Source organism: Idiomarina sp. OXR-189, assembly GCF_034373425.1.
In the GTDB taxonomy this organism is placed as follows: Bacteria; Pseudomonadota; Gammaproteobacteria; order Enterobacterales; family Alteromonadaceae; genus Idiomarina; species Idiomarina zobellii.
Genome location: NZ_CP139706.1, coordinates 2,457,148 through 2,474,449, shown reverse-complemented (window position 1 = coordinate 2,474,449; position 17,302 = coordinate 2,457,148). Strand labels below are relative to the sequence as shown.

Here is a 17,302-nt window from a genome sequence, read left to right as displayed (position 1 = left end):
CCAGATTTGACTACTATCGTATCAGTACGCCGCGGTGACAAAGTTGTCATTGGTGGTGACGGCCAAGTATCTCTTGGCAACACTGTAATGAAAGGCAATGCTCGCAAGGTTCGCCGTCTTTATAATGACCAGGTGTTGGCTGGTTTTGCCGGCGGTACAGCGGACGCTTTTACCTTATTCGAACGTTTTGAAGCTAAGCTCGAACAGCACCAGGGCAACCTTATGCGTGCTGCCGTCGAGTTGGCGAAAGACTGGCGCACCGACAGAGCGCTGAGACGTCTGGAAGCGTTATTGGCCGTTGCCGACAAAGAGTCCTCATTGATCATTACCGGGAACGGCGACGTCGTACAGCCAGAGAATGACCTTATCGCAATTGGCTCGGGTGGTCCGTTTGCCCAGTCTGCCGCTCGCGCTTTATTAGAGAATACTGAACTAAACGCCCGCGATATTGTGGAAAAATCACTGACCATAGCGGGTGATATCTGCGTTTACACCAACGGCAATCAAACCATTGAAGAGCAAGAGTCGATTGTCGAAGACAAGATAACTAAGGGGAAAAGTTAAGATGTCGGAGATGACCCCAAGAGAAATCGTTGATGAATTGAACCGCCATATTATTGGCCAGGATAAGGCTAAAAAAGCTGTGGCAGTGGCGTTAAGAAATCGCTGGCGGCGCATGCAGCTCGATGATGACCTGCGTCAGGAAGTGACGCCTAAAAACATTTTGATGATTGGCCCAACGGGTGTGGGTAAAACTGAAATTGCCCGCCGCTTAGCGAAGTTGGCAAAAGCGCCTTTTATCAAAGTTGAAGCGACCAAATTCACCGAAGTGGGTTATGTCGGTAAAGAAATTGAGTCCATTATTAAAGACTTAACTGACGTAGCGGTTAAGCAAACGCGCGAAGAAATGATGCAACGCGTTCGCTACCGTGCAGAAGAAGCGGCAGAAGAACGCATTTTGGACGTGTTGTTGCCGCCGGCGAAAACAACCTCGCAATCGGGTTGGGCGCAGCAGGAAGAGAAGCCAGAGAGCGAAGAGCAACGTGGTACGCGTCAGGTGTTCCGCAAGAAGCTTCGCGAAGGTCAGCTGGACGACAAAGAAATTGAAATTGATTTAGCCATGCCGCAAATGGGTGTTGAGATTATGGCGCCACCGGGTATGGAAGAAATGACGTCGCAGCTACAAAACATGTTCCAGAACATGGGCAGCGACAAGACCAAAGCACGCAAAATGCGTATTAAAGACGCATACAAGCAGTTAGTTGAAGAAGAAGCTGCTAAGCTTCTGAACCCTGATGACGTTAAAGAAGCGGCTATTGAGTCGGTTGAACAGAACGGCATTGTCTTCTTAGACGAAATTGACAAAATTTGTAAGCGTGGCGACACCAGTGGTCCGGATGTTTCCCGTGAAGGTGTCCAGCGTGACCTGCTGCCATTGGTTGAAGGTACGACGGTGAACACTAAGCACGGTATGATTAAAACCGACCATATCCTGTTCATTGCTTCTGGTGCTTTCCAGATGAGTAAGCCGTCGGACTTAATCCCTGAATTACAGGGGCGCTTGCCTATTCGTGTTGAACTGGAAGCGTTAACCAGTGGTGACTTTGTGCGCATTCTGACAGAGCCAAGTGCGTCACTGACGACACAGTATCATGCGCTGCTAAACACTGAAGGTGTGGAAGTCACGTTCACCGAAGATGGCATTCAGCGCATTGCGGAAGTAGCTTTCCACGTGAACGAAACCACTGAAAACATTGGCGCGCGTCGCTTACATACGGTGCTGGAGCGCTTAATGGAAGAAATTTCATTCAACGCGACCGATCATAGTGGTGAAAAGCTAACGGTTGACGCGGCCTATGTGGATGAGCATGTCGGCCAGTTGTCACAAGACGAAGACTTAAGCCGCTTCATCTTGTAACCGTAAAGTAGGACTAATAAGCCGCTGCCACATCGCGTGGTAGCGGTTTTTTATTGCCCTGAATTTGGCGCTCGATGAATTGTTCAGCGAACTGCTGACGCATAGGCGGTGAGTAGAAATAGCCCTGCATCATATCGCAACCCAGTTTTTGCAGAATGTCCTGCTGCTCTTCGGTCTCAATGCCTTCAGCAATGACCCGCTTACCCAAGCCGTGGGCAAGGCGAATCATGGCTTTTAGAATAGTGACATCGTTATTGCTGTGTTGTAGCTCGCTAATAAAACTGCGATCAATTTTAATTTTATTAATGGGCAGCGAACGTAAATACGCCAGCGAAGAGTGGCCCGTGCCAAAGTCATCTATCGCGATACCGTAACCCATTTCACGTAACCGTTGAATCACGCTCATGCCGTTATGTAAGTCTGACATGGCAACGTTTTCAGTAATTTCCAGCTCCAGCCATTCTGGTTCAATACCAAACTCCTGCTGCAGGCGCTCCATTTTCTCAATAAGCTGGAAATGCTGGAATTGGGGCGCCGATAAATTCACGGCAATAGGCCAGCACACTCCAAACAGACGTTTCCAGTGCATAAGAATGTTCGCTGCCTCATTAAGCACCCAATCATCAAGCTCAGCCGACAACCCTAACTGGTCAATGTAGGGCAGGAACTCGACCGGACTCAGTAGGCCTCGCTCTGGGTGTTGCCAGCGAATAAGAGCTTCAAAACCACAAAGCTGTTGATGGTCAAAATCGAATTGCGGCTGCAGGTACAGCTGGAATTCGTTGTCGTTCATTGCTTTACGCAGTACCGGCTCCATATCCACCAGGTGTGAATACATCTCGTCCATGCCGCGTTCGTAAAAAGTCACTTTAGGTTGGTGGGACTCTTTGGACTGCGTAAGTGCGATAGTTGCCTTGTTGATAAGCACTTCTGAGCGGGTTCCGTGTTGTGGATACCTTGAAATACCCACTCCGGCTACGATATTGACGGTTTCATCGTTAACGTCAATGGGTTCAGCAATGCGGCTCTGGATTTCGACAGCAAGATCTTTAATACGACTACGGCTTTTCAGGTGGTCAAAAGCAACGGCAAATACATCACCACTAATGCGGGCAACAGTCAGCGGTTGTTTGTAGAAGTTTTGCAGACGTCTGGCGACCTCCTTGAGGACTTGGTCGCCACCGCGAATACCCATGTTTTCATTAACCACTTTAAAACGGCTGATACCGACTAACATGACCGTTAAATGACGGTTATTACTGCGACAGTACTCAATAAACAACGGAATTTTACTGACTAACTGATCGCGATTAGATACGCCGGTCAGTGCGTCATGAGTATGCAGATACTCGGCACGCTGAATTGCGCGAACGGCGGTATTTCGCTCAGACTCTAACAACCAAATAATGATCCCGACCATAACAGCGGCAATAATTATAACGGTGACTAACGCCTGGAAGCTAAGTAGCCAGTCCAGTGAATTACCGGTAATGGCATACAGGCCATAAAGTACGATGAAGTTCTTTATACCAATGCTGAGAAAGCCTGCAGAAACTAACTTAGGGCCAACACCTGAGCCCAAACGTCGCCACATGAAAACACCGATAACGAATAACGCCAGGCCTGTAACCAGAAAGTGCATAAAGCCGGAATTCGGGCTACTCGATGTGTAGCTAATGGAGGGCTCTAGCCAGAAGTAAGAGATAATGCCGCCAAACAATGACGCGGCATAAGCAACGTACAGCCAGTATTGCTTCGGTTTGTTATTAAAAACAGCACAGCTGGCGCCGAGACCAATAAAGGTTATAGCCAAATACTGTAGGGTCAGAGCAATACCCTGTAAGCCACTGGACCATCCCAGGGTTGATTCCGGATCGACCATGGCGCTGCCGGCTAATAGTGCCCGAATAAGTTCACTGGGACCAAAAGCGAAACAGGCAAACGACCAGTAACGCAGGTAATCTCGGCGGTAGAAGCTATAGTAATACAGAAGTAGGGCTGCGAAACCCAGTAAAAACAACGCTTGTATTGAATGCGTAAAGGTTTCTATGGCCAGACTGGTGATCAGATCGAGCTGAGGCATTAAGATTTAATCTGCTTTTATTATTCTTATAGTTACCTAGATTAAACGGGTTTTTATTCTATAATTCAAGAGGTTCGTTCACTGCTATTGAATCCTTTAGTAATAAGAGGATAGCAGGTATACTCCTAGCCCTAGCCAACAGCGACTTTAGGATACGCTCATGGAATACAATACTTCAGAACTTTGTGACCTATATCCCGACATGGTGGATGTGGTAGAACCCATGTTTGAATCCTACGGCGGACGACCGTCTTTCGGTGGGCGCTTAGTGATTGTTAAATGTCACGAAGACAAAGGCATTATTGAAGAAACAGTCGCCGAAGACGGTGGTGGCAAAGTGCTCTTAGTCGATGGCGGTGGCTCCTCACGTCGTGCACTGATTGATGCGGCCATTGCTGAACAAGCTATGGACAACGACTGGGAAGGCATTGTTTGTTACGGCTCGGTCCGCGATGTCGATGCGCTGGAAGAGTTGGATATTGGCATTCTTGGAGTCGCTTCAATTCCGGTTGCTGCAATGAGCGACGGTATTGGCGAATTTAACGTGCCGGTGAATTTCGGCGGTGTTACTTTCCTGCCTGACGATCACCTATACGTTGACACTACAGGCGTTATCTTGTCACCAGAACCACTTGATATTGAGTAATGAGTGATATTTCTTTTCTGGAACTGACAGACCCGGCGAAATGGGTCAATGTCAGAGAGCATGAAACGAAAATAGGTCAGGCAATACGGGTTCTTTCAGAAGAAGGTACCTACGAAGAGAGTTTAAAAAGTGCCTGGGAAGACGGTCAGCGCGTTGCTTTAGTCGGTATTCCGGAAAGCGTTGGTGTGCGAGGCAATCTCGGACGCGCCGGCGCAGAAGACGGTTGGCAGGCGTTCTTAAAAAGCTTTCTGAACCTACAAAAAACTGGTTTATTATCCACCCACGAATTGCTGTTAGTTGGTGCCGTAAATTGTGCCGACTTGATGGATACAGCAGCAGATTTAGACGCGAAAAACCAACACGACTTAGCGGAATTAAGAGCGCTTTGCGCGCAAGTGGATGCGCGAGTACGGGCTGTTGTAACCCCGCTGTTTGAACAAGGTTTTGAAGTGATTATTATAGGCGGTGGCCATAATAATGCCTACCCGCTGCTGAAAAGCTTGTCGGAAGTCTCTGAAGAGGCTTGCGGCTCCGTCAACTTAGACCCCCATGCAGACTTTCGTCCAAGAGAAGGCCGTCATTCTGGTAATGGCTTTAGCTATGCCTACATGGAAGGGGCGTTAGAGTATTACCATGTGGTTGGCCTGCATCAGGGTAAAAACTCAGCCGAAAGCTTACGACAGCTGCAACACGCCGGTATGCGTTATCACACCTTACACCGACTGTACGAACGCCCATTTTATGAAGTGATGGATGAAGTGGTTGCCAAAGCAGACTCCTGGCAACGTCCGTTAGGTATTGAAGTGGATGTCGATGCACTAAATGCGGTGCCAGCCAGCGCTGTTAACTATGCCGGGTTGAGTTTGGCGCAGGGTTTTCAGTATGTAAAACGCTTGTCTGAAGTCAATGAAACCCGCTATTTGCACTTAGCAGAAGCGGCGCCGTCGCTGTGCAGCGCCGGTTTTGAAGAAGGCATGAAAATATGTGGCCAGCTGCTTAGCGAGCTGACCACGGCTTACTTACACGGTCGTGAGCGACGCCGCTAAACCACAATGTTTGCAGTGGGTTAACCCCGGTTTGGTAGGTTAGCTCTGCTGCATCCTGACATTTCCATAATGCTAAGTCAGCGTAATTTCCTTCAGCGATAACGCCTCGACTGTTTTCTCCCAGAGCTTTAGCCGCATTGACCGTAACGCCCCGCAAGCATTCCTCGGGGGTTAAATGAAAGAAGGTTGCCGCCATTTGTAGCATCAGCGGTAAATTATGGATGGGCGATGAGCCTGGGTTAGCATCGGTTGCTACCGCCATAGGTACCTTGTATTTTCTTAATAACTCAATGGGCGGCTTTTGAGTGTCACGCAGAAAATAAAAAGCGCCCGGTAGCAATACGGCCACAGTACCGTTCTCGGCCATTGCTTTAACACTGTCCTCGTCTAACTGCTCTAAATGGTCAGCCGACAGCGCTTGATACTCAGCCGCCAGTTTTGCGCCTTGTTGATTGGTAATTTGCTCGGCGTGCAGCTTCACAGGCAAGCCAAGCGCTTTCGCTTTTTCAAATACCCGACGAGTCTGCTCTATACTGAAACCAATGCTTTCACAAAAGGCATCAACCGCATCGACAAGGCCTTCCTGAGCTAACGTCGGCAGAATGCTGCTGACAATGTCATCAACGTAGCCGTCGGCGTTATCTTTATATTCGGGCGGTACGGCATGGGCAGCAAGTAAGGTGGTTTTCACCTGTACGGGCAGTTTTTCGGCCAACTGACGAGCGACTTTTAATTGTTTTCGCTCGTTTTCCAAATCGAGACCATAACCAGACTTCACTTCCAGCGTAGTGACGCCTTGTGACATGAGCGTTTCTGCACGCTCTAAGGCAAGAGCCAGTAACTCTTCTTCGCTGGCTTCACGAGTGGCTTTGACGGTACTTTTAATACCGCCGCCCTGCTCGGCAATTTCCTGATAACTGATGCCATGCAGACGCTGCGCAAATTCATTAGCGCGAGACCCAGCCCAGACTAAATGCGTGTGGCAATCGATAAGTCCGGGTGTCAGCAACCCGCCGTTACCATCAACAACGTCCGCGGTTGGCGTTGCCGGGGCATCATAAGCAGGCCCAACAAACTCAACTTTACCGTCGTTAATAATAACCACGGCGTCTTGTATGAGCCCATAACCGGCGTCATCAGACATGGTAGCGGCAGTAATATTTTCGATGCGCTGCATAATAGTCCTTTCTTATTTGCGATGAAAAAAGAATAACAAAACAAGCTTGTATATACAATTATTCTCCACTAAACTTTCCCACCACAACTGCCTGTTTAGCGGTGAGGAATGCGGTGAATAAATTTACGAAAATTAAAGAGCACATTTATCACAAAATTGAGTCTGGCGAGTGGCCCGAAAACCACCCTGTTAGCTCGGAGAATGCCCTTTGTACACAGTTCTCTGTGAGTCGAATGACGGCGCGCAGAGCATTACAGGAACTGGCTGACGAAGGGTTAGTGATACGTACTCAAGGCTCTGGCACTTATGTAGCGCCTATCAAGTCGCAAACGTCATTTATGGCCATTCGTAACATTGCCGACGAAGTGCGCTCACGCGGCCATGACTACCGCGCCAAAGTACACCTGCTGAAAGAGCAGCCGGCCTCAGCACAAATTGCTGAAGCGTTAGAGCTGGAGGAAGGTGCTCCTGTGTATCACTCGCTGATAACGCACTACGAGAACGATCAGCCCGTGCAGTTAGAGGAGCGCTTCGTTAATCCGACGCTGGTGCCTGACTACCTCAAACAGGACTACAGCAAAGTGACGCCGCACGAATATCTCTGTGTGGTGAGCCCACTGACCGAAGCCAGTCACCAAATTGAAGCTATTTTACCGGTTCATTCGGTGTGCCAGTACTTAAGCATAGACCGTCATGAGCCTTGTTTACGAATTTTCCGCCGCACCTGGAGCTCTGGCGGCGTGGTCACTTTTGCCACGCTGACGCATCCGGGCTCTCGCTTTAAATTAGGCGGCCACCTAACGTTTAAGGAGTAACGTATGTCATTCACCCGTTTGGATAAAAGTCGCAAAATAAGCGCACCTCACGGCACCGAGCTAACCACTTGTAACTGGCAGGTAGAAGCGGCCAAGCGCATGCTCATGAACAACCTGGATGACGAAGTGGCGGAGCATCCGCAAGCTTTGGTTGTTTATGGTGGTATTGGTCGCGCGGCGCGTAGCTGGGAATGCTATGACAAAATTGTAGAGACGTTAGAGCGTCTAAAGCCAAACGAGTCATTATTGATTCAGTCAGGTAAACCAGTGGGCGTATTCCCAACGCATGAAGACGCGCCACGTGTGCTTATTGCAAACTCTAACCTGGTGCCCGAATGGGCGAACTGGGACCACTTTAACGAGCTCGATAAGAAAGGCCTGATGATGTATGGCCAAATGACCGCCGGCTCGTGGATTTACATTGGCTCGCAAGGCATTGTTCAGGGTACTTACGAAACCTTTGGCGCGGTTTCTCGTCAGCACTTCGACGGCGACGCTAAAGGTAAGTGGGTACTTACTGGCGGTCTTGGTGGTATGGGCGGTGCTCAACCGCTGGCCGCGACTATGGCGGGCTTTTGTATGCTTGCAGTTGAGTGTGACGAAACCCGCATCGATTTTCGTTTGCGTACCCGTTATGTCGACCACAAAGCCACCAGCCTCGATGAGGCTATGCAACTGATTAACGATGCTAAAGCCAAAGGCGAGGCAATTTCTGTGGGTTTATTGGGCAATGCTGCGGACGTTTATGCAGAGCTTCAAAAACGCGGCGTAACGCCAGATGTTGTGACCGACCAAACGTCAGCGCACGATCCGCTGCATGGTTATTTACCTCAGGGTTGGACACTGGATGACTACAAAGCGAAGCAGGAAAGCGACCCCAGCGGTACAGTAGCGGCCGCGAAAGAATCGATGGCAGTGCAGGTGCGCGCTATGCTGCACTTCCAGAAAGAAGGCGCTGCGGTACTGGATTACGGTAACAACATTCGTCAAATGGCTAAGGACGTTGGCGTTGATAACGCCTTTGATTTCCCGGGGTTTGTACCGGCATACATTCGTCCGCTGTTCTGCGAAGGCATTGGCCCATTCCGCTGGGTCGCGCTTTCGGGTGACCCGGAAGATATTTACAAAACTGACCAGAAAGTCAAAGAGCTCATTCCGGACAACGAGCACTTACACAACTGGCTGGATATGGCAAAAGAGCGTATTAGCTTCCAGGGCTTGCCGTCACGTATTTGCTGGATAGGCCTGAAAGACCGTGCCCGCATTGCTCGCGCGTTTAATGACATGGTTAAAAATGGCGAGTTAAAAGCGCCAATCGTAATTGGTCGGGATCACTTAGACTCAGGCTCGGTAGCCAGCCCTAATCGCGAAACCGAAGCCATGCAGGACGGTTCAGACGCTGTTTCCGACTGGCCGTTGCTGAATGCGCTGTTGAATACAGCTGGTGGCGCGACCTGGGTGAGCCTGCACCATGGTGGTGGTGTTGGTATGGGTTACTCTCAGCACGCTGGTGTGGTGATTGTGGCTGACGGTACAGAAGCAGCGGATAAACGCTTAAGCCGCGTACTGTGGAATGACCCGGGTACGGGCGTTATGCGTCATGCTGATGCCGGATACGATATTGCGAAAAACTGCGCCCGTGAACAAGGGCTTGATTTACCGATGCTGGATACGAAGTAAGGAGGTTGCATGAGTCATTTTGAATTACAGCCAGGAAAGCTGCAGCTAAGCGATTTGCGCAGCTGGTTTTACGAGCATCAGACGCTGAAGCTGTCTGATGAAGCAAACGACAATATTGCTACTTCCGCAAAAACTGTTGCTGATGTTCTGGAGCAGGGACGCGTGGTTTATGGTATTAACACAGGCTTTGGCTTGCTTGCGAATACTCGTATTCCACCTGAGCGTTTGACTGATTTGCAGCGTCGCATTGTATTGTCGCACGCCGCCGGTACCGGTGACTTAATGGAAGACGCTGTTGTGCGTTTAATGCTCCTGCTGAAAATTAATTCGTTGTCGCGTGGCTATTCCGGTGTACGTCAGGTGTTGGTGGATGCGTTAATCAAATTATTAAATGCTGAAGTGTATCCGTGCATACCGGAAAAAGGGTCTGTGGGCGCATCGGGTGACTTAGCGCCGCTGGCACATATGGTACTGCCATTAGTCGGTGAAGGCTCTGTTCGTCATAACGGCGAAATACTGAGTGCCGCAGAGGGTTTAAAAATTGCCGGTATAGAGCCGTTTGAACTGGCGCCTAAAGAAGGCCTGGCCTTACTGAACGGCACCCAGGCATCGACAGCATTGGCCTTGGCAGGTCTGTTCCGAATTGAGCGTAACTACCATGCGGCCATTTTGGTGGGCGCCACATCGGTAGAAGCCGCTATGGGTTCTCGTGCGCCATTCGATGAGCGTGTTCATGCTGTGCGTGGTCAGCCCGGCCAAATTAAAGCCGCCGAAATGTTCCGCCATGTGCTGACAGAAACGTCGGAAATTGCCAAAGATCACGAAGACTGCGAAAAAGTGCAGGACCCTTATTCATTGCGCTGCCAACCTCAGGTTATGGGCGCAGTTCTTGATCAAATGGAGCATGCTTCAGCGATTTTAGAGCGTGAAGCCAATGGGGTCACCGACAACCCGCTGGTATTCAGTGAAGAGCAGGATATTATTTCCGGTGGTAACTTCCATGCGGAACCTGTCGCTATGGCTGCCGATATTCTGGCTATCGCAGCCAGTGAAATTGGGGCTTTGTCAGAGCGTCGCAGTGCGCTACTTATTGATAGTAACCTAAGCAAGCTGCCAGCATTTTTGGTCAATGATGGTGGTGTGAACTCGGGCTTTATGCTGGCGCAGGTGACCGCAGCCGCATTGGCTTCTGAGAACAAAACCTTGGCGCACCCGGCTTCTGTCGACAGTATGCCAACTTCTGCTAACCAGGAAGATCACGTTTCGATGGCGACATTTGCAGCGCGTCGTTTGACCGATATTGCTAAAAATGTCAGTGACATTATTGCTATTGAGTGGCTTGAAGCGGCACAAGGTCTCGACTTCCGTCGTCCGTTGAAAGCTTCGGCAGCGGTTGAAACCGCCTTTAACTGCTTGCGTGAACAGGTGGCTTACTACGACCAGGATCGCTATTTTGCCCCGGACATTAAGGCAGCCAGTGACTTAATTCAGAAGGGTGAGTTAGCGGCAGTGGTGAAACTACCGCATATTTTGTCGTAAGCTTTGGCTCTAAGCGTTAGTCGCGCTTAGCCAATACAACGAAGCGGCCGGTAAATTCAGCGACCGGTCGCTCGTCATCCAAAATTTGCGCCTTCATCATTAAACGCGCATTTTTCCCTTCTTTAAGCGCCGAGAAGTCTCCCGTGACATCGCTTAACCGGGCGACAGCCCGTGGCTCCTGTGTGACCGGCTTATGATAATGGATATTGCCGTCACCCAACACAACTGAGCCTTCCAATTCTCGCTCGAGTAGCTGCAAGTGCAATAAGCCCCAACAGGTTAAAGTGCCCAGTGAATAGATGCTGCCGGCAAACATGGTGCCATGCACATTGATGTTACGTGATAACTGCGCGCGGGTTTCAAAAACACGGCCGGTATACTGATGAATTTTAATACCCATGGCGTCCGAGATAGGAATGTCTTCCTGCCAGGTCTTTTGCAGCTCTGCACACCAGTCAGGACGGTAAATTATACGGTTGTAGTCGTTAAATGACTTGCGTAACTGGTGTTCAGCCATCGGGTTATTGACCGTATCCGCTTCTTCAACAACGCCGTAGCCACACTTTTTATAAAAGCCGATGGTGTTATCGCGCGAGTTAATAACAACGTGGGTGGCGCCCTCCTGACGTGCCGCTATTTCTAACGCGTAAATAATGGCAACGCCATGGCCTTCACCCCGATATTCAGGCGCAACCGCCATAAAGCGTATTTGTGCTTCTTCCGGGCTGTTAAAGTGCAGCCGACCGACAGCGACGGCTTCGTCCGCTTCATTCACCACCATGCGATGGTGGCCAACTTGATCGTACTCGTCCTGCTCAGAGCCTAATGGGCGCTGAAAAGGCTCCCGCAGTACCCGCCAGCGTAAGTAATAATAACGTTCAAGTTCGGTGTCGGTTTGTGGTGTTATAACGCGATACATGGCATTACACCCTTAACTCAAAAGTAACGGGGCCGTCATTGACCAATTCAACCTGCATATCGGCAGCGAACTGACCGGTTTCAATAGGTAAACCGTGTTGTTTCATGGCGTCGCAGAACCTTAAGTATAGTGCTTTCGCCTGGTCAGGTGTTGCCGCGGATGAAAAGCTTGGACGGCGGCCTTTGCGTGTATCTGCTGCCAATGTGAACTGTGACACCACCAGCACAGAGCCTGACTCATCAATAACGCTATTATTCATCTTGCCTTCGCTGTCTGTGAAGACGCGGTAATTGGCAATGCGTTGAGCCAACTTGTCAGCGGCTGCTTCGTCGTCTGCGTGCTCAACACCCAGTAATATGAGCAGCCCTTTATCAATGGCGCCGACTATCTGATCGTCGACTGTAACTTTCGCTCGTGATACGCGCTGAATCAGTCCTATCATGTTAACCCGAGTCTGTTAAAACGAGCCTGTTATGGTCTTTTAAAAAGGGCCTAAGGTCAATCGGAAGTCGGCTCTTCCGGCAGCTGTTGATATTCTTCCAGGCTGACGGTTAACACTGCACCGGTCAGTACAATCATCCAGGACAGGTAAACCCAAATAATGAGAATGGGTACCGTTGCAAGCGCACCGTAAATAGCCTGATAGGTCGGAAATGAGGTGATATACAACGAAAAAAGCTGTTTGCTGAGTTCGAATAAAATCGCTGCAATGGCGGCCCCAAATGCAGCGTAACGCAGTTTAACCTGACGGTTTGGTACCAGTTGATACATTAACGTGAAAAATATGAAAGAGGTGGCTATCGGCACCATCCATAACGTGAAACTGCGTGCACCAGAAATATATTCATCAGCGAACTGACTTAATGAAATAAGGTAAGACGTTGCTGCGAGGCCGGAGCCAATCAGTAATGGTCCCAGAGTTAATAGCATCCAATAAACCGCGAATGAGACCAGCCAGTGGCGCTTATTTACGTCTCGCCAGATATTATTTAACGCCTTATCAATAGCTGACATAAGCGTAATGGCGACAATAAACAAAAAGCCGACACCAACGGCTGTCATTTTTGAGGCGTTAGCAACAAACTCATTAATGTATTCCTGCAGTTGCTCGCCGGAGGTGGGTAACAAATTCGCGAACAACGCCTGTTCCAGGTTGCCTTTTAGCTCTTCAAAGACCGGAAATGCAGAGAAAATGGTAAACATAACGACAAGCAGCGGTACCAGGGACAGCAGACTCACATAGGTTAAGTGCCCGGCAGTCACATTAATACTGTCGCTGTTAAACCGGCGTCCGAAATAAGTTAAAAATCGCCAGGTTTCGCTAACGTAATGTTTCCAGTCTATTTGTTTCATGCGATTGAGCCGCTTACCTGTCCGTTGCGTAGTCATTAAAGACTATCATGATTTAGGATACGCGAAATGGCAATGGTGATATTGGGCGCCGGCGGTGGTCTTGGGCAAGCACTGACAGCTGAGCTCGCTAAGCAATACCCCGAAGAAACTATCGTTACGGTATCGAGAAAAGCGCTGAAATTGTCAGACGAGCGCGTTCGGCATATACAGGTAAAGGATTACAGCGAAGCAGCTTTGCATACCGTTGTGAGTGACTTTAAAAGTCAGGGATTTCAGTTGACGGGGCTTATTTCAACAATAGGCATGCTGCACGACGAAGAGACTTTCCCGGAAAAGAAACTGGGTGACTTAAACGAAGCCAATTTACGCAAGCTTTTTGATGTGAATGCTATTCAGCCAATTTTGGCATTAAAGGCATTCAGCCCAATTTTAGACAGAAAACACACAAAATTCTGGGTTCAGTTGTCGGCTAAAGTTGGCAGTATTGAAGACAATTATTTAGGCGGCTGGTATGCATACAGAGCCAGTAAAGCGGCCGTAAATATGCTGTTAAAGAGCGCTTCCATTGAATTAAAACGCACCCATAAGCGCCTGGTTGTTGCCGCTATTCACCCTGGTACCACCGACACGGCATTGTCCAAACCCTTTCAAAACCGGATACCTGAAGGGAAATTGTACACACCGGAAATGTCTGCTAAAAGAATCATTAAGGTTATCAAAGGAATTCAACCAGAGGACACCGGCAAACTATGGCATTGGGATGGCACAGAGCTGTCTTATTAATGTGGCTATAATTGATCTGATAAGAGAGTTGTTTGGTAGAAGACGATAAGACTTTATTTGCTTTTACGCTGAGAATGTCGGTTAATTGGTAGTAAGGCCTTTCAGTGTAAGGAGTTTTTATGCTTTATATTTTAGCGATTTTATTTCCGCCGCTGGCTATTTTGTTCACGGGAAAAATTTTCCAGGCGATTTTTAACCTCATTATTGCCGTGGTTGGTGTGGTTTTGTTCATTGTCTCGGTCGGTGCCTTAGGTATCGTTTATTTAATTGCGATTATTCATGCCATTATCGCAGTGCACGACTATCGACAACGTAAGCGAGATGAGCGACTAATTAACTCGGTAAGAGGGAAAGACTAATGAAACAGTGGATTATTCCGGCAGTTGCTTTAGTAGCACTGACGGCCTGTCAAAGTGCTTACTACGGCACCATGGAAAAGTTTGGCGTTGAGAAGCGCGACATTTTAGTTGACCGCGTTGACGATGCCCGCGACTCACAAACTGAAGCACAGCAAGAGTTCCGGTCGGCTTTTGAACGCTTGGACGAAATGCTGAACATTGAAGGCGGTGAACTGGAAAAAACTTACAACGCGCTTAATGACGATTATGAGAGCAGCAAAGCAGCCGCTGAAGATGTAAGAGATCGCATTGATGCGGTCGATGACGTAGCTCAGGACTTATTTGATGAATGGAGTGAAGAGCTCGGCGAGTACAGTAATGACAATATGCGCCGCCAAAGTGAACGCCAACTTCGCGAAACAGAACGTCGTTATGCGGAGCTCCTGCGAGTTATGGAACGGGCTGCCGACAAAATGCAGCCAGTACTGGATAAAATGCAAGATAACGTGCTTTACCTGAAGCATAATCTAAACGCCAAGGCGATAGATGCCATTCGTGGTGAATTTAACAGCCTGCAAAATGACATTTCATCATTAATTGCTGACATGGAAGCCTCAATCGAGGAATCGAATCGCTTTATTGAGTCAATGCAGCAGTAATTATTAGGAGACAGTATGACGGTATTATTTATCGGGGGCAGCCGCCGCAAAGAATCACTGAATGCAAAGCTTAAGCATCGATTAGTTGAGGTGGCTGAAAAGCATGGTATACAGCATAAGCTGCTCGACGCCGACGCGCTGGATGCACCGATTTACCATGGGGACCTGGAAGAAGCAGAAGGTGTACCAGAGTCGATGCAGGCGTTGGCGAAAGCCATTGATGCCGCAGACAAAGTGGTGTTAGTGAGCCCTGAATATAATTCGTCGGTATCTCCGTTAATTAAAAATGCGATTGACTGGGTGTCTCGCGTTGATATTGGCGCCTGGGGCAATAAAACCGTTCTGCTGGCGGCCGCGTCACCTGGTGGCCTAGGTGGTTTGAGAGCGGTCAGTCATTTGCGTGACATACTGGCGAACGTGGGGGCGTGGACGGCACCTATGTGTGCAAGCTGTCCTAAAGCGAATGACAGTGCTATCGCCTCAATGGACGAAGAGTTTCTGGTTAATTTCCTGCGCCAGGGAGACAGCAATGAACCTTAGTGGTGTTTAACGCGGCAATCCTTTGACATAAGTGTCTATAGCGGTATTGCCGTACTCAACCAACGGGAAGAAGTCGGGCGCCAGTAACCAGTTGTAAATGAGCCCATCAACTAAAGAAAACAAACCAATAACTGCCGTTCTTGAATTGACAGACTGAGCGATTTCGCCAGCGTCTATGGCTTTTTGGAAAAGACCTTCAACATCATTAATACACTCATTCCGGCCGCTGACGTGGCGAAGTTTTATAGGGTTAACCTCGTCGATATATTCGCACTTGTGCAGCAGTATACTGGCAAGCGATTGTACCTGTGGCTCGTTTTGAACCCTTGCCAAAAACTCTTTAGAGCGGGCTTTTATTTCTTCAAGAATCTCAAACTCACTGGTTTCTGAAATTTGCTCGCGCATTTCGTCGATAGGCAACTTAACGCGCCCCATTAACGACTCAATGAGATCCATTTTATTTTCAAAATGATGGTATATCGCACCACGAGTGACTCCAGCTTTTTCGGCCACTTGCATCATCGACGTTTGGGTTACGCCCTTTTCACTGAACAAGGCTTCTGCAGCGTCCAGTAATTTAGAGCGAGTCTCCATGGCGTCTTCTTTTGTGCGTCTAACCATTGTGAACTCCAATTACTTAACATTCGTTCATTATTATAACGGATTCTGGTTAATCATGCACATGTGTATGTAAAAAGATTAGGCAACTAAATTCAAACATTTGTTCCAAATTGGTTGTCGAAATGGTTTTAGACCCCAATAATGAAGGTATACATTTCAATAAGAAGAGGTGCGGCATGAAAAATGAGCTAGACACAAAACTAATGCTTGATGCTTATGAGAAAATCCAAACCCACGGTGAAGCTCGCCAGGGACGTCATTATTTAGATGGCATTGAAGCTTATACCGACCACGACGGCTATACGGTCTTTTTGGAAGGTTACGGTGTAACGCTGACACTTCAATTCCATAGCTCGTATCACATGAACTATGAAAACGAGTCGCAAGTCGATAAGTTTATTCGTGCAGTAAAAAACATTGCTGACGGTTATGAGACCCCCGGGTACGAACGATGACTGAACACAAAGCTTATACAGCAATGGAGGAAGTCGCTCATGCATTGACGCATGGCATCGGTGCAGTATTAAGCATTGCGGCTTTGGTTGTCATGATACTTTGGTCCGTCGCGTATGGTGATGCTTGGCACGTGGTAGCAGCCAGCATTTACGGGGCTAGTCTTATTTTGCTTTACACGGCTTCGACGCTTTATCACGCGTTTCCCTGGCCAAGGATAAAAGCACTTTTTCAGCAGCTTGATCATGCGGCTATTTATATTCTTATTGCCGGTACCTATACACCCTTTGCACTGATAAACTTACGTGGCGCCTGGGGTTGGACGTTATTGGGCATAGTCTGGGGCATAGCAATAGTCGGGGTTGTGCTTGAACTGGCTATGACCAAACCCATTAAATGGCTGTCACTAAGCTTATATTTAGGTTTAGGGTGGATGGCGCTTATTGCAATAAAACCCATGATAGATAATGTCGATTTTGGTGGCTTAATGCTGTTGGTAGCAGGAGGGCTGGCTTATACTTTCGGCGTTATTTTTTATGTCAGGAAGTCACTGCCCTACCATCATGCTATTTGGCATTTGTTTGTCTTAGCGGGCAGTATTTTTCACTTCTTTTCTATTTTCTATTTTGTTTTGCCGCAACCAGAAATGATGGCAGCCAGTTAGGCTTAGGTAAACAAAGCGTTAGATACAAAAAGCCCCGCATTCAAAGCGGGGCTCTTTCTTTATTTGCT

At 48.5% G+C, this 17,302-nt stretch carries 19 protein-coding genes; 13 read left to right on the top strand and 6 right to left on the bottom strand.

Going from position 1 to position 17,302, the window contains the following annotated elements:
• The first annotated feature begins 6 nt into the window (after positions 1 to 6).
• Both hslV and hslU read left to right on the top strand, forming a co-directional pair.
• Positions 7 to 564 carry an ATP-dependent protease subunit HslV gene (gene hslV / locus UM402_RS12165; RefSeq protein ID WP_058578528.1) on the top strand — a complete coding sequence of 186 codons (558 nt, stop codon included), beginning with the start codon at positions 7 to 9 and terminating at the stop codon, positions 562 to 564.
• Between the two features lies 1 nt (position 565).
• Positions 566 to 1,918, top strand: a complete 1,353-nt coding sequence (gene hslU / locus UM402_RS12160; RefSeq protein ID WP_058578527.1) for an ATP-dependent protease ATPase subunit HslU — start codon at positions 566 to 568, stop codon at positions 1,916 to 1,918.
• 13 nt (positions 1,919 to 1,931) lie between these two features.
• On the opposite strand, the gene UM402_RS12155 is transcribed toward hslU, so the two are convergent.
• Positions 1,932 to 4,001, bottom strand: a complete 2,070-nt coding sequence (locus UM402_RS12155) for a putative bifunctional diguanylate cyclase/phosphodiesterase (protein WP_058578526.1) — start codon at positions 3,999 to 4,001, stop codon at positions 1,932 to 1,934.
• 160 nt (positions 4,002 to 4,161) lie between these two features.
• Between UM402_RS12155 and rraA the strand changes: the two genes are divergently transcribed.
• Complete coding sequence (gene rraA, locus UM402_RS12150; RefSeq protein WP_053953384.1) at positions 4,162 to 4,647, top strand: ribonuclease E activity regulator RraA; 486 nt, start codon at positions 4,162 to 4,164, stop codon at positions 4,645 to 4,647.
• Complete coding sequence (locus UM402_RS12145) at positions 4,647 to 5,693, top strand: formimidoylglutamase (RefSeq protein WP_058578525.1); 1,047 nt, start codon at positions 4,647 to 4,649, stop codon at positions 5,691 to 5,693. The genes rraA and UM402_RS12145 overlap by 1 nt, the downstream gene beginning before the upstream one ends.
• On the opposite strand, the gene hutI is transcribed toward UM402_RS12145, so the two are convergent.
• Complete coding sequence (gene hutI, locus UM402_RS12140; RefSeq protein WP_058578524.1) at positions 5,644 to 6,870, bottom strand: imidazolonepropionase; 1,227 nt, start codon at positions 6,868 to 6,870, stop codon at positions 5,644 to 5,646. The genes UM402_RS12145 and hutI overlap by 50 nt on opposite strands.
• 113 nt (positions 6,871 to 6,983) lie before the next feature.
• Here hutI and hutC point away from each other — a divergent pair, with 113 nt between their 5' ends.
• Genes hutC through hutH form a run of 3 tightly spaced genes read left to right on the top strand, consistent with a single transcriptional unit; the run spans position 6,984 to position 10,904 of the window.
• Entirely contained in the window at positions 6,984 to 7,685 is a 702-nt protein-coding gene (gene hutC, locus UM402_RS12135; RefSeq protein ID WP_053953381.1) for a histidine utilization repressor, read from the top strand.
• Positions 7,686 to 7,688: 3 nt separating this feature from the next.
• Entirely contained in the window at positions 7,689 to 9,365 is a 1,677-nt protein-coding gene (gene hutU / locus UM402_RS12130) for a urocanate hydratase (RefSeq protein ID WP_058578523.1), read from the top strand.
• Between the two features lie 9 nt (positions 9,366 to 9,374).
• Complete coding sequence (gene hutH, locus UM402_RS12125) at positions 9,375 to 10,904, top strand: histidine ammonia-lyase (protein WP_058578522.1); 1,530 nt, start codon at positions 9,375 to 9,377, stop codon at positions 10,902 to 10,904.
• A 16-nt stretch (positions 10,905 to 10,920) separates the two neighbouring features.
• On the opposite strand, the gene UM402_RS12120 is transcribed toward hutH, so the two are convergent.
• The 3 genes from UM402_RS12120 to UM402_RS12110 are packed head-to-tail and all read right to left on the bottom strand — an operon-like array spanning position 10,921 to position 13,176.
• A complete protein-coding gene (locus UM402_RS12120) occupies positions 10,921 to 11,823 on the bottom strand; it encodes a bifunctional GNAT family N-acetyltransferase/hotdog fold thioesterase (protein ID WP_058578521.1) in 903 nt (300 codons plus the stop codon).
• A gap of 4 nt (positions 11,824 to 11,827) precedes the next feature.
• Positions 11,828 to 12,265, bottom strand: coding sequence for a D-aminoacyl-tRNA deacylase (gene dtd, locus UM402_RS12115; RefSeq protein ID WP_058578520.1), 438 nt, complete (start codon positions 12,263 to 12,265; stop codon positions 11,828 to 11,830).
• Positions 12,266 to 12,321: 56 nt separating this feature from the next.
• Positions 12,322 to 13,176 (bottom strand): virulence factor BrkB family protein, encoded by an 855-nt coding sequence (locus UM402_RS12110; protein WP_058578519.1) that lies wholly within the window; start codon positions 13,174 to 13,176, stop codon positions 12,322 to 12,324.
• Between the two features lie 66 nt (positions 13,177 to 13,242).
• Between UM402_RS12110 and UM402_RS12105 the strand changes: the two genes are divergently transcribed.
• The 4 genes from UM402_RS12105 (at position 13,243) to UM402_RS12090 (ending at position 15,496) form a co-directional block, all read left to right on the top strand.
• On the top strand, positions 13,243 to 13,959 hold the full coding sequence (locus tag UM402_RS12105) for an SDR family NAD(P)-dependent oxidoreductase (RefSeq protein ID WP_058578518.1): 717 nt from the start codon (positions 13,243 to 13,245) through the stop codon (positions 13,957 to 13,959).
• A gap of 119 nt (positions 13,960 to 14,078) precedes the next feature.
• Entirely contained in the window at positions 14,079 to 14,318 is a 240-nt protein-coding gene (locus tag UM402_RS12100) for a hypothetical protein (protein WP_053953375.1), read from the top strand.
• Positions 14,318 to 14,956: a DUF2959 domain-containing protein gene (locus UM402_RS12095; RefSeq protein WP_058578517.1), complete on the top strand. Its 639-nt coding sequence runs from the start codon at positions 14,318 to 14,320 to the stop codon at positions 14,954 to 14,956. The genes UM402_RS12100 and UM402_RS12095 overlap by 1 nt, the downstream gene beginning before the upstream one ends.
• A 15-nt stretch (positions 14,957 to 14,971) precedes the next feature.
• Positions 14,972 to 15,496, top strand: coding sequence for an NADPH-dependent FMN reductase (locus tag UM402_RS12090; protein ID WP_058578516.1), 525 nt, complete (start codon positions 14,972 to 14,974; stop codon positions 15,494 to 15,496).
• A 6-nt stretch (positions 15,497 to 15,502) separates the two neighbouring features.
• Here the strand turns inward: UM402_RS12090 and UM402_RS12085 are convergent, their stop codons facing one another.
• On the bottom strand, positions 15,503 to 16,117 hold the full coding sequence (locus tag UM402_RS12085) for a TetR family transcriptional regulator (RefSeq protein WP_058578515.1): 615 nt from the start codon (positions 16,115 to 16,117) through the stop codon (positions 15,503 to 15,505).
• A 176-nt stretch (positions 16,118 to 16,293) separates the two neighbouring features.
• Here UM402_RS12085 and UM402_RS12080 point away from each other — a divergent pair, with 176 nt between their 5' ends.
• Positions 16,294 to 16,572 (top strand): DUF3081 domain-containing protein, encoded by a 279-nt coding sequence (locus tag UM402_RS12080; RefSeq protein ID WP_058578514.1) that lies wholly within the window; start codon positions 16,294 to 16,296, stop codon positions 16,570 to 16,572.
• Positions 16,569 to 17,234 (top strand): PAQR family membrane homeostasis protein TrhA, encoded by a 666-nt coding sequence (trhA, locus tag UM402_RS12075; RefSeq protein WP_058578513.1) that lies wholly within the window; start codon positions 16,569 to 16,571, stop codon positions 17,232 to 17,234. The genes UM402_RS12080 and trhA overlap by 4 nt, the downstream gene beginning before the upstream one ends.
• Positions 17,235 to 17,302: the final 68 nt, after the last annotated feature.

Excerpts from the sequence above, each read along its gene's own strand:
- UM402_RS12095 (WP_058578517.1), top strand. The coding sequence starts at position 14,318 with ATGAAACAGTGGATTATTCCGGCAGTTGCTTTAGTAGCACTGACGGCC.
- rraA (WP_053953384.1), top strand. The coding sequence starts at position 4,162 with ATGGAATACAATACTTCAGAACTTTGTGACCTATATCCCGACATGGTG.
- hutH (WP_058578522.1), top strand. The coding sequence starts at position 9,375 with ATGAGTCATTTTGAATTACAGCCAGGAAAGCTGCAGCTAAGCGATTTG.
- UM402_RS12085 (WP_058578515.1), bottom strand. The coding sequence starts at position 16,117 with ATGGTTAGACGCACAAAAGAAGACGCCATGGAGACTCGCTCTAAATTA.
- hutU (WP_058578523.1), top strand. The coding sequence starts at position 7,689 with ATGTCATTCACCCGTTTGGATAAAAGTCGCAAAATAAGCGCACCTCAC.
- UM402_RS12155 (WP_058578526.1), bottom strand. The coding sequence starts at position 4,001 with ATGCCTCAGCTCGATCTGATCACCAGTCTGGCCATAGAAACCTTTACG.
- UM402_RS12120 (WP_058578521.1), bottom strand. The coding sequence starts at position 11,823 with ATGTATCGCGTTATAACACCACAAACCGACACCGAACTTGAACGTTAT.
- UM402_RS12080 (WP_058578514.1), top strand. The coding sequence starts at position 16,294 with ATGAAAAATGAGCTAGACACAAAACTAATGCTTGATGCTTATGAGAAA.
- UM402_RS12090 (WP_058578516.1), top strand. The coding sequence starts at position 14,972 with ATGACGGTATTATTTATCGGGGGCAGCCGCCGCAAAGAATCACTGAAT.
- dtd (WP_058578520.1), bottom strand. The coding sequence starts at position 12,265 with ATGATAGGACTGATTCAGCGCGTATCACGAGCGAAAGTTACAGTCGAC.
- trhA (WP_058578513.1), top strand. The coding sequence starts at position 16,569 with ATGACTGAACACAAAGCTTATACAGCAATGGAGGAAGTCGCTCATGCA.
- UM402_RS12145 (WP_058578525.1), top strand. The coding sequence starts at position 4,647 with ATGAGTGATATTTCTTTTCTGGAACTGACAGACCCGGCGAAATGGGTC.
- hslU (WP_058578527.1), top strand. The coding sequence starts at position 566 with ATGTCGGAGATGACCCCAAGAGAAATCGTTGATGAATTGAACCGCCAT.
- UM402_RS12110 (WP_058578519.1), bottom strand. The coding sequence starts at position 13,176 with ATGAAACAAATAGACTGGAAACATTACGTTAGCGAAACCTGGCGATTT.
- hutI (WP_058578524.1), bottom strand. The coding sequence starts at position 6,870 with ATGCAGCGCATCGAAAATATTACTGCCGCTACCATGTCTGATGACGCC.
- UM402_RS12100 (WP_053953375.1), top strand. The coding sequence starts at position 14,079 with ATGCTTTATATTTTAGCGATTTTATTTCCGCCGCTGGCTATTTTGTTC.
- UM402_RS12105 (WP_058578518.1), top strand. The coding sequence starts at position 13,243 with ATGGCAATGGTGATATTGGGCGCCGGCGGTGGTCTTGGGCAAGCACTG.